The following is an 11,785-nucleotide window of genomic DNA, read 5'->3' as shown; positions in this document are numbered from 1 at the left end:
TGCTAATTGGGTCGAAAGTAGCGGAGGTATCTGTCGCGGTCTCAGTACAATTCTAAGGAAGGCGAGGAACCATTAGTCGCTAGGAATAAATCTTATTCATACTAGATTGCAGTCAGCGATGTTAGTCGATTAATCGGGTACAGGGCAAGCATAGATTTACTTCGAGCCTTACCCTAATTAATAGAATTATTGCTTCAGAAATAACTTCCCGAAGCAACCTAGTATAATTAAGGTCTAGGGACAAAGAATTATTACTTGTTAAATATTATCCCTGAGCGATGTTTTAAACAGAATTCAGGGATATTCACACTAGATTAACAAATTTGAGTCAAAAATGTATCTCCTATATCACTTTTAACAATAATTTTGCGATCGCGCCCGAACATCACCGAGCCCACGGGGATTTGCAAGTTAGTGTGAGTAAAAATGCAATCCGATGACCGCAAGTCTATTTGTCGGGCGATGTCGCCGTAAATTCGATCGACCCAATTGCTCCCAAACTCGGCGTCTAAAGCCCGCAGTTGCCCGAGAGCCTCTTCGGCTGTCGCTGCTGCAAAAATTGCGGAACACGCATCGGCCGGCATTCCAGCTTTAGCACAGTAAGCTGTGAGAATTTCCCTGCGCCCGTCAGCGAGGTGGTGGTGAGTGTGAAAAATTCCCGCCGCCAATTTCATCAGTTTCCCGTGATAGCCAAACAGCAAAATTGACTGCACGCCCTGATATCCGGCCTCTACCAGCAGCGGGCCGAGCCAGTTAGCGGTTTTGACGAGCCTATCAGGATTAATCCCCAGTTGTCGCGCCAAATCCAAGCCGTTTTCGCCGATGCAGAAAACCAAACAGTCAAACAGTTCGGCTTTTTGTTGCAGTTGTTCGCGGTAAACTTCCAACTGTCCAGGGGTACTCAGCGGTTGAGAAATGCCAGTTGTACCCAGCAGCGAAAGTCCTTCTACCACGCCGAAAGCTTCGTTAGAAGTGCGGGTGGCTAGTTGCCGCCCAGACGGCAGAATCAGGGTGACAGTAATTTTTTCTCCCCGTGCGAGTTCTCGGCTCAGATTCGATCGCAGCAGCCGCATTGCGTAATCATAGATCGCCGCCCCTCCACCGACTGTGTGACGCCCTATACCTTCACCGCCGAGAATAACAATCTGCTCTCCCTCTTCCCAATTCCCCAATTCCACCATTGCCCAAACGGGGGTATTGCGAGTCAGATCGAGATTTTCCCCCGGATCGGAGCGAGTCACTCCTAAAGCGGTATTAGTTTTGAGTACAGACGCCTGTTCGATCGGAATTTCTGCCGTTATTTGCGGTTCCAGTAAATTTACTGATACGCTATCTAGAGACTGAATACCCTCACGCAAGCACCGCAAAGCTGCAAGTGCGGCCGCACAGGCAAATACTGGCAATGTATACCCGGATACAGGTTGAGTTTTAGTCACGCTCAAATGCAGAAATCTGTAAATTTGCGGGCGATCGACATCACGCCTTAGCACTGATAGCCCTCAAACATTTAAGTTTAATTGTAGGGTTTGTTATTATAAGCAGTTCGCGTAATTTTTGTCAACTATAATTTTGTCCTGTGAGTTGCCTTGAAGCAAGCCACACTTTTGTGGAGCTTGACTAAATTGCCAAATAGTTTGCTAAAATTCTCCATAGTTAATCATTGAGAGGAAGTTTTGTGTTTGCTGTCAAACGAGCGCTCAAACTGAATAACAACGAAGCGACTTTGATGGCAAGACACGCAGGATTCCGGCGCGTAGTATTTAACTTTGGGTTAAGCTTGCGGACTCAAATGTATAGCGAGGGAAAATTCACAGACTCGAAGGTGATCAACGAAGTTAAAAAAGTTCTTACCAACCACGTCAAGAAACAGCCTGAATTTGGCTGGATGAACCAGTTCTCTAGTCGAGTTTATCAAAATGCTTTAATTGACTTGAAAGATGCTTTTAGTAGATATCGCTCTGGAAAGGCAGGTCATCCAAAATTTGCTAGTCGCCGAGACGGTCAATCTTTTACAGTTGATTCCTCTAATGGCAAAGTTTTACTAAACGCTGGCAAAACCCTTAAGATTCCTACCTTGGGTACTTTTCGACTCTACGAAGCCCTAGAATGCGGTTATGTGTCTCAAACTTTTACGATTTCAAAAGAAGCAAGTCGTTGGTTTGTTTCCTTTTGCGTTGATGCAGAACGTTTGCCAGTTCAACAATCTGAAAGCTCTGTAGGAATCGATGTAGGCATTAATTCTTTTGCCACGCTGTCCACTCAGCAGGTCTTTGATGCGCCGAAGCCGTTAAAACAAGCGAAAACCAAGCTTGCTACCTTGCAACGCCAAGCCTCAAAACAGGTAAGAGGCTCCCAAAATCAGGGCAAAACCTACCATAAAATCCGTCGGCTCCATGCACGGATAGCTCGTATTCGTTTAGATTTCCTTCACAAGCTAACAACTTATTTAGCCCAAACTTTTAAGCTAATCAAGATTGAAAACTTGAACGTTCAGGGCATGATGGCGAATCACAAGCTGGCTGGAGCAATATCGGATCTAGGTTTTTACGAGTTCAAACGCCAACTCGATTATAAGTGCAAAATGTATGGGGCAAATTTAGTGCTGGTAGACCAATGGTTCCCCAGCACTAAAACTTGCTCGAATTGTGGCACCAAAAAAGATATGCCACTAAGCATTAGGACTTTTGAGTGTCCTGCTTGTGGCATATCTTTAGATCGGGACTGGAACGCAAGTCTAAATATTTTAAATTGGAAACCCTCGGCTTGAGGGGGATAGCCTACTTATCTTGGGATTAGCCGTCTACCCAACAGCGTAGGAAGTGAACTCGGATTGTGTCTAAAGATTAGTTTAGACAAGTTTAGATAAGTTTTGCCAAGCAGGTGCGTTAGCGGAGCCCCCGTAGAGGATCGCCAAGAACCCACTCCGAAGCTTTATCGGCACCTGGGGGCGATTTTCACAAAAAACCCGGAATCTCGATCGCGAGCGCTGGCACTGAACAAACGGATTCCAGCAATTAGGTACAAATCGTTAGCAGCTATACTCGGCAAGTTGATCGTCTTTCACTCTATAAATTTACCTAGCCGTAAAGGTGTCAGAGCCGAGTCGATGAGCTTGCGCGAAATTTGTTTTGGCCCTTGGGGAGACTTGTTCGAGGCGGAATTCGAGAAATTTTTGGTATGGGAAATGCTGCGCTCGCTTTTTGGTTAAGCTCACATCTTGCACCATTCTCAATTACTTGTTTAGGAACAGGCTTTTCGGCCTGTTCCACAAGAAGACTCATTCTTTGTGGAACGGGCCGGAGAGCCCGTTCTTGACAATGGTGCAAGATATCAGTTAAGCCCTAAAACCTACTTTTTCACAATTAGCAAATTTATATCTCCCAACCGGTTGATGTCCTAGCGATTGCAAGTCATTTATATTTATCTGAATTACCCGGACGTGCCAGTCCTACTTTCGAGCTAGCCTCTTGAAGGTGGGGCTGGTTTTATCTAACCCTGTTACTTCAATTCTTCAATTCTCCAATCTCAAATCTCAAATCTTAAATCTCAAATTGATTGACTATGATTGAACCAGTTACAGAGTTAAATAAACCTCTATCTCTTCAGACTCCTGAAATACTAGACAATCAAATATCTCAGCTCGTTTTATCTCCAAAAACAGATATCAAAATTTCTAAACAAGAGGTTCGATCGACCCTGAAAGCCTCAACTCTAGACGGCGTTTTTGCCGCTGTCTTCGAGTCGGCGACCGGCGGCGTGCTGCTGAGCAACTTTTTGCTGCAACTCGGCGCGAGCAGCGTGGAAATAGGTATATTCTCGGCTATTCCGATGGTGGTAAATCTCCTGCAACCATTAGGAGCCTACATCGCCGATCGGACAACCAGCCGCCACTGGTACAACCTATTTGTATTCGGCGTGTCGCGGCTGCTGTGGCTGGTGCTGGCGGTGGCAATTGTTTGGGGTTCCCAGCACGCAGACCTCGACCAACTGCTGCAATGGACGCTGGTAACAGTCGTAGCAGCTAGCGTGCTGGCAGCTTTTGCCAATTCTAGCTGGTTCAGTTGGATGGCTGCTGTGGTTCCTCAGCGCTTGCGGGGACGCTATTTTGGCTTTCGCAACAGTGCTGTCAGCCTCATCACTTTGCTGGGAGTGCCGTTGATGGGATTGGGAGTTTCAACTTGGGACGGCGGTCCAATTGTGGGCTACGGTATTGTTTTATTGGTGGGTGTTTTGGCGGGAATGATTAGTTTGGGCTGTCAATCCTTCATGGTTGATGTGAATCCCCAGCTATACAAAAAAGATGCACAGAACGATCGACTTACAGAGAAAAAAGCAAAGCACATAACAGATTTTGTGCCTTCTGTGCTGAAAGATTCTAATTTTTTAATGTTTATTCTTTACTTCAGTGTGTGGACATTTGCTATTAATCTCAGCGCGCCTTTTTTTAATATCTACCTGCTGAAAGATTTAAGCTTGGATGTGAGTTTGGTAACGATTTACACCAGCTTGAGTTCCGGGGCAAATCTACTGCTGCTGATGTTTTGGGGTAAGTTGGCCGATCGCTGGGGAAATCGCCCGCTGCTAATTGCTGTTGGGCTGGTGGTGGCCCTAACGCCTTTGCTGTGGTTGGGTACGGGGAATTACCCGTTTGCCCTGTGGGTGTGGCTGCCGCTGCTGCACTTGCTGGGGGGAACGACTTTAGGCGCGATCGGGCTGTGTACTAACAATATTCAAATGGAGCTCGCGTCGATCGAGCAACCTTCGGCTTATTTTGCGATCGGCGCAGCGGTTGCGGGATTAGCTGGGGCTTTGGGAACTACCGTCGGCGGCTTTCTTGCCGAACTTCCGGGCATGAGTTTGGGATCACTGTTTGCCCTCTCGGCTGCTGTGCGGCTGGTAGGCTTGCTGCCTTTGGTTTTGGTGCGAGAACCTCGTAGCCAGTCGCTGCGGTCGATCGTCCCCACTTTTGGACGTTTCAAATTTAACCGCGACTAGGAAATTTTCTCACAAATTTGCCGATCGAGAAACCAGAAAAGCCCACCGATTGTTAAAAACTTCAAGCCGATCGCAGAAAACCTGAGAGTGATTGAAACAAATTTTAACCTCAACAGAGCATCGAACCTGATACCTGTGTAGCCAATACCTCACTATTATCTTGCAGCCAACGGACAAATCGATAAGATATAGCTGTTTGACAAACTGACAAGGCATAGCGTAAATGTGTTCCAAGGTTTGTTAGCTAGGGCGTCGGATCGCTACTTCTGTTAGGAGAATTGAGGATTTTCCCAGAACCCATCCTACTATTTCACGCTCTGAATTTTTTACGTTGTAGGTAAATCGAGGACTTTCCCAGAACCCAACCAACTATTTCACGCTGTAAACTTTTTAGTTACGAAATATAAATAAAGTTAACATTTTAATACAGCCAACTAGACTAGATGGTGTTTTGAGACTACTATCCTGAGAATCGAAAAAGCTAAAGATTGCCAGCAAAATATCGATTTCCAGCAATCAACGATCGGCGATCGCTGTCAGGCGATAGAAACACTGGAATTGGCAATTCTCTTGTAACCGATTACCAAAGACAGCTCGCTCTCAACTTCCAAATTCAAAGAGAAAATTAAAAAATGAAACGTCTGATCGTTTGCTGTGATGGAACTTGGAACAAACTAGATACTCAGTGCCCAACTAATGTGGTTAGGCTTGCCCAGGCCGTGAAACGGACAGCCAGTGACGGGGTTCCGCAGATTGTGTTTTATGACGAGGGAATTGGAGTAGACAGTAACAAGATTGTGGGCGGAGTTACTGGGCTGGGAATCGATAAAAATATCCAAGATGCCTATCGTTTTCTTTCTTTCAACTACGATCGGGGTGACGAAATCTATCTCTTCGGGTTCAGTCGCGGTGCTTACACAGTCAGGAGTCTAGCGGGGATGATCTATTGCTCCGGTCTCCTATCCCGCCGTTATGTTACCAAGGCATCAGAAGCTTACGAGCTTTACCGTAACCGAAGCATTAAACCAAATGATGAGGAAGCAAAGAGGTTCCGCAAAGAAAACGGCAAAGATCGGGGCGATCGCGTCCCGATTACCTTGCTTGGTTGTTTCGACACCGTTGGAGCCCTTGGTATTCCTCTTGTACCCGCCTTCAGGAAGTTTGAGGCACAGATTAAAACAAGGTACAAATTCCACGACACCACTTTAAATAAGGATGTTGAGAATGCGGTGCACGCCGTTGCGATCGACGAAATTCGCGAAGTCTTTGATGTTACTCTGATGAAGAAAAATCCTGATGCCCCGAAGCAGAAGCTTCGTCAAGTTTGGTTTCCAGGCGCGCATAGCTGCATCGGCGGTGGTACGCCAGAATCCCGCGGGTTATCCGATGCTGTCTTGAAGTGGATGTTGGATCAAATCAGTGACTTTGAATTGAAGCTGGAATTCGAGCCAGAGGCCATTGAGGATATCAAGCCTGATTATAAGGCTCCATTTCAAAACAATCCTGGGTTCTTCAAATTGGCAGGAATCAAGTGGCGCGATGTGGGGGATACCATTGACGATCTTCATGAAAGCGCGATCGAGCGATTGAAAAAGACCCAAGACTATCGACCTAAGAATCTGCAAAAGATTCTCTCCAAAGTAATTGAAAATATAGAAAAATGATCGCACTTTATCAACCTCTCAGAGCCGAGAATAAGAAGACGATCTAATCTCCAACAATCGAAAGGAAAAGCAATCATGACAAGAGATACATCTAGAGATGGATTGAGCAACAAAGCTTTAGCATATACGTTGACTCATTTCAAACCAATTTGGAACTTAGTTCAAAGTTACGAGCCTCTGAAACGTAAACTCAACAAATTTTTTCTCAATAGCATCATTTACAAACTTCCGACTCGCCCGCTTCCCTATAGCTTAATGGGCTTAGATCCCAAAATTCCAGGGACAGATATTCCCAAGAAAACTGATACCTACATTTCTTGGGATTCACTTACAGACAAGACTTATACTGGGCGACATTTACCTCCCGACCCAGAATTGAACAAAGAAGGGAATTTACCACCCCTGGACAAATTAAAGACCTTATTCCAAAAAAGAGATGGAAAAACCATTTATTCGGAAAAATCCACTCTGCTATTTCCCTATTGGGTGCAGTGGTTTACAGATAGTTTTCTGCGGATCGATCAGCAAAACCGCTTCAAAAATACCTCCAATCATCAGATTGATATGTGTAATGTTTACGGGTTGACCCGCAAACAAACAAATATGCTCAGAGCTTTCAAAGACGGGAAATTTAAAACCCAAAAACTCAAGCGCAAAGATGGCGTAGAAGAAGAGTATCCACTCTTTTATTATGCCGATCCTGAGCAGGGTATTATCGATCCTCAATTTGAAGGTCTTCATGCACCCCTTAATGATGAGAAAAGACAACCCCCGGAAAAGAAAGGTAAGCTATTTGCAATGGGAGTTGAACGGGCAAACGTCCAAGTTGGCTATGTCATGCTCAACACTTTATGTATCAGGGAGCATAATCGAATTTGTGATGTTTTGTCCAAAAGCTATCCGCAATGGGACGATGAGAGGCTCTTCCAAACCGCGAGAAATATTCTCATGGTGATTGTTCTCAATATCATTATGGAAGAGTACATTTTTCACATTACGCCCTATAATTTTAGGTTCTTTGCCGATCCAGAAGCTTTTACCAAGGAAAGTTGGTATCGAGAAAATTGGATGGCGATTGAGTTTAGTTTTGTCTATCGCTGGCATAGTGCGGTTCCGGAAACCTTTACCTATGACGGCCAAGAAAAATCCATGTACGATTCCCTCTGGAATAATCAGATGTTAATCGATAAAGGGTTGGGTGCATTGATGGAAGAAACTTGTTCCCAACCAGGCACTAGAATTGGTTTGTTTAACACACCTGATTTTAAGATCGCAGGAACACCCTATACATTTATTGATGCTACCGAACTAGCATCTGTTAAACTCGGACGGCAGGCGCAGTTAGCCAGTTATAACGATTACCGCGAAATGTGTGGTTATCCCAGGGTGACTGATTTTAATCAAATTACGGGTGACGAATACGCTCAACAGAAATTAAAAGAGTTGTACGGTCATGTTGATAAGATTGAATTATTTGTCGGATTGTACGCTGAAGATGTCCGAGAAAATTCAGCAATTCCGCCTTTAGTAGCACGGATAATTGGCATTGATGCTTTCTCCCAGGCTTTAACTAATCCTTTGTTATCGCCTAAAGTCTTCAATAAGGAAACTTTTTCTGAGGTTGGTTGGGAAATTATCCAAAATACCAAAACAGTCTCTGATTTAGTGAATCGTAATGTTCCTCCAAGCGATCCCAAGTACAAAGTCTCCTTCGATCTTTAAGTTGTAGCTGACAACTAAGACTCAAGGTAGTGGGGGAGCATCTCACTTATGCAGCCCTCCGCTAGAAATTGGAGCCAGGAGTCAGGAGTCAGGAGTCAGGAGGAAAGAAGAAGAAGGAAGAAGGAAGGAGGAAGAAGGAAGGAGCCATAATAAGTGTTTTTACAAATATGAGATGCTCCCGGTAGTGGGGGGCGCAAACACACCTGCGCCCTCAAAAATGAGGAAGAAAAAGGCGCTCTTTTCGCAAGCGCTCGGCTACGGCAATTCGGGAGCAATTGCACCAGCACCTATACTAATTAACAGAGGCAACGGTTTGTGTAGAGCCTTTTTTATCGATTTACTGAGGGTTATTTATGAACAAGAAGTTATTTACCGAATATCCCGAACAAGACGAACGCAAATATTACGATCTTTTGGTTGAGCAGGCCAAGCTTCGGATGGATAATCTTTACGGCAATAAGGAGCGGGCGCTGCGAGATACTCACGCCAAAGCTCATGCCTGCGTTAAAGGAACTCTGGAAATTTTTGACTTTGATGAGGAAGCGATTAAACGGGAATTGGGCACACGCGCTTCGTTAAGTTCTTCGCGACTCAATGCTATTTCCCTTAAGCAAGGTTTGCTAGCAAAACCCAAAGAATATACTGTTTGGTTGCGATTTGCTAACGGGGCTACCAAAGTATACCCTGATTACCAAAAAGATTCGCGCTCAATATCAGTGAAAGTGATCGGGGTGGAAGGGGAACGACTGGCGCAAAGCCACGAGTCAAAAACCCAGGACATCATTGTTCACAATTCAGAGCTATTTGTGAGCCAAACCATCAAAGACTACTACGGCTTTTTTTCGGCTCTGGTTGAATCACCAGAGGCATTGAAAAAGTGGCTAATACGACATCCCAGACACTTTCTAGCGGTCTCGACGCTTACGGGTAGCCGGACTCCGAAGAGTTTGCTAACAGCCAAATATTGGAGCGGTTCACCCTCTGCTTTGGGCCTCAATCCCGATTTCGATCCCTCTAAGCCTGGTGTAGTTCCTGTCGAATATCCGGCTGTAATTAAGTATGGGTTTACTCCGGTTTCATCCGAACCACCGCACGAGATAATTCCAGAACAATCTCGACCTGGAATTCCTAAAATTCCTTTTGTCGATCGCGCTAAAGCCTTGGGTTTAGATCCCAATAAGCCAGACAATTATTACCGGGATGATCTAATTCAAGCCTTGGCGAAACCTGACGCTCAATACTGTTGGGATTTTGGCATTCAGTTCCAAACCAGCCTAAAAATGCCGATCGACGATGGCATCAATGTCTGGAAGGAAAAGGAATCACCCTTCTTGAGAGTAGGTCGTCTCACCGTCAAGCATCAGATTATTGATTATGAAAAACAATCGGATTTCAACGAAAACCTGAGATATTCTCCTTGGAACGGCTTAGCAGTTCATCGTCCAGTAGGTGCTATCAATCGGATACGCGGTGTTGTTTACCCGGTTGTAGCGAATTATCGCCTTCAAAAGCGAGGTCTTGTCCACCAAGAACCCACAGGAGAAGAAACTTTTTAAGGGAATAATTTGAGGCTGGGACATCATTTAATGCCATCAGGCAGGTGTCGTCTGAGCAAATGGCAACTCAAAGAAGTTAACAAGCGAAACCTTCAAAAAATCCCATCCCTTTTTAGGGGGTGGGAGTGTTGAAAATTCTGAATTTTTAGTCCTCAGTCCTTAGTCCTCATTATTCAGTAGCAATTAATCAATAACTGGGTTCCTACCCAATTATTAATTATTCTGCTAGCAACCAACTGATGACTAATGACCAACGACTGATGACTAATAACTTAAGCTTGCCGTGAGTAGTATTCCACCACTAGCAGTTCGTTAATTTGTAGAGCAATCCACTCGCGTTCGATAACGCCATTAACTTTGCCAACCAGTTTTTGCTTATCAAATTCCAAGTGATTCGGCAAGTGAGCCAAGCCTGGGTCTTTGAGATTAGCTTCTACCATTGTGCGCGAGCGCTCTCTATTTTTCACAGCAACCACATCACCAGGCTTGCACTGATAGCTGGCGATATTGACTTCACGGTCGTTGACAGTTATGTGACCGTGATTTACCAATTGTCTAGCGGACGGAATGGTTGGAGCCATTCCCATCCGAAACACAGTATTGTCCAAGCGCATTTCCAAAAATTGCAGTAACACTTGACCTGTGGAGCCCGTGACACGGCGGGCTTTGCGGACGTAACGGAGCAATTGGCGTTCCGTCACACCGTAATTGAAACGGAGTTTTTGCTTTTCTTGCAAGCGAACCGCATACTCAGAGAGCTTTTTGCGGTTTTGACCGTGCTGTCCAGGCGGATAATCTCGTCTGGGGGTTTTGCGGGTTAGACCCGGCAACTCTTTCAGGCGACGGACGATTCTCAATCGGGGGCCTCGATATCGAGACATTTATTTTCCTCTCTAATATCTGTATGCAATATTTATGCAGACTCTATATTATATGTTGGTAACGGTCAAAATTCAAATAAAGATCGATAAAAAAACGATCGACCGCAGGGCGATCCATAATGTGCGGTAAATTCTGAAGGAAAAGCCGATCGATCGATCGCCCCAATCAGCCAAAAAAACTCACTACTCGATCTGCCATGCACAACCGCAATTTTTCCCGCACTTCTTCCCCAAAGCCAGCACCGACAGGCTCAAAGCCTACCGCGCGCTGGATATTGGCTCTCGGCACGCAGCTAGCAGCACTCGGTTTGTTGGCAACAGCACTGCCAATCTCACCAGCATCAGCCATTACTATTAGAATCCCTCGCAATAGGAATCCCTATCGCGTCTGCGCCCTGGAACTAATCGAAGCCGGAGTGGGGGCAGAGGCAGCCGCCGCCGCTTGTGCTGACGCCCTCCGCCCCCGCGACATATCTAAATGCGCCCTCCAAATCAACCGCAAAACCAATATTTCGGGTGTCGAAGCGCTCTCTAGCTGTCGGCAGGTGAGGCGTCCCAATGAATTGGCTAGGTGCGTAGTGAATATTAACGGCAAAAGTCGAACTCAACCTGCAGATCCCCTGGTAGTGCTCGATGGATGCCGCCGCAGTTTATTGCCACAACAGTTTGCTGAATGCGTAGTCGGTTTGAGCGGCAGGCTCGAATTTCCCACTGACCGGTTAATCGCCACTTGTCTTGACCCCAGGGGCAGCGTGAGCCAGTTGGACGGGCGCCCTGCACCTACCCCTCCTGTGGAGCTAATTCCACCGCCTTCACCCCTCAATTAATCACTGTTAACAGTTGACTGTTGACTGTTGACTGTTGACTGTTGACTGTTGACTGATGACTGTTGACTGTTGACTAATGACTAATGACTAATGACTAATGACTAATGACTAATGACTAATGACTAATGACTAATGACTAA

Annotated in this window: 10 protein-coding genes; 8 read left to right on the top strand and 2 right to left on the bottom strand. The window is 45.6% G+C overall.

Annotated features, from left to right (window positions below; all coding sequences use genetic code 11):
• Positions 1-314: 314 nt before the first annotated feature.
• Positions 315-1,436 carry a cobalt-precorrin-5B (C(1))-methyltransferase CbiD gene (cbiD, locus tag QUB04_RS24150; protein ID WP_333288318.1) on the bottom strand — a complete coding sequence of 374 codons (1,122 nt, stop codon included), beginning with the start codon at positions 1,434-1,436 and terminating at the stop codon, positions 315-317.
• Between the two features lie 239 nt (positions 1,437-1,675).
• On the opposite strand from cbiD, the gene QUB04_RS24145 reads away from it, so the two are divergent.
• The 7 genes from QUB04_RS24145 to QUB04_RS24115 all read left to right on the top strand — a co-directional run bounded on the left by QUB04_RS24145 (position 1,676) and on the right by QUB04_RS24115 (position 9,937).
• Entirely contained in the window at positions 1,676-2,767 is a 1,092-nt protein-coding gene (locus tag QUB04_RS24145; protein WP_333288254.1) for an RNA-guided endonuclease TnpB family protein, read from the top strand.
• A gap of 102 nt (positions 2,768-2,869) precedes the next feature.
• Positions 2,870-3,208, top strand: a complete 339-nt coding sequence (locus tag QUB04_RS24140) for a hypothetical protein (RefSeq protein WP_333288252.1) — start codon at positions 2,870-2,872, stop codon at positions 3,206-3,208.
• 353 nt (positions 3,209-3,561) lie between these two features.
• The gene (locus QUB04_RS24135; protein ID WP_333288250.1) at positions 3,562-4,995 is read left to right on the top strand and encodes an MFS transporter; all 1,434 of its coding nucleotides are present in this window, start codon (positions 3,562-3,564) and stop codon (positions 4,993-4,995) included.
• A gap of 488 nt (positions 4,996-5,483) precedes the next feature.
• On the top strand, positions 5,484-5,624 hold the full coding sequence (locus QUB04_RS24130) for a hypothetical protein (protein WP_333288248.1): 141 nt from the start codon (positions 5,484-5,486) through the stop codon (positions 5,622-5,624).
• A gap of 3 nt (positions 5,625-5,627) precedes the next feature.
• A complete protein-coding gene (locus QUB04_RS24125) occupies positions 5,628-6,659 on the top strand; it encodes a DUF2235 domain-containing protein (RefSeq protein WP_333288246.1) in 1,032 nt (343 codons plus the stop codon).
• 75 nt (positions 6,660-6,734) lie between these two features.
• A complete protein-coding gene (locus QUB04_RS24120) occupies positions 6,735-8,381 on the top strand; it encodes a peroxidase family protein (protein WP_333288244.1) in 1,647 nt (548 codons plus the stop codon).
• A gap of 353 nt (positions 8,382-8,734) precedes the next feature.
• Positions 8,735-9,937, top strand: coding sequence for a catalase (locus tag QUB04_RS24115; protein ID WP_333288241.1), 1,203 nt, complete (start codon positions 8,735-8,737; stop codon positions 9,935-9,937).
• Positions 9,938-10,209: 272 nt separating this feature from the next.
• Here QUB04_RS24115 and rpsD read toward each other — a convergent pair whose 3' ends face one another.
• Positions 10,210-10,818 carry a 30S ribosomal protein S4 gene (gene rpsD, locus QUB04_RS24110; protein WP_172190738.1) on the bottom strand — a complete coding sequence of 203 codons (609 nt, stop codon included), beginning with the start codon at positions 10,816-10,818 and terminating at the stop codon, positions 10,210-10,212.
• A gap of 197 nt (positions 10,819-11,015) precedes the next feature.
• Between rpsD and QUB04_RS24105 the strand changes: the two genes are divergently transcribed.
• Complete coding sequence (locus QUB04_RS24105) at positions 11,016-11,645, top strand: hypothetical protein (protein WP_333288239.1); 630 nt, start codon at positions 11,016-11,018, stop codon at positions 11,643-11,645.
• The last annotated feature ends 140 nt before the right edge of the window (positions 11,646-11,785 follow it).

This window comes from Microcoleus sp. D2_18a_B4 (assembly GCF_036702475.1).
GTDB lineage: Bacteria > Cyanobacteriota > Cyanobacteriia > Cyanobacteriales > Microcoleaceae > Microcoleus.
The sequence above is the reverse complement of the archived record's forward strand: the minus strand, read 5'-3'. Positions and strand labels throughout refer to the sequence as shown.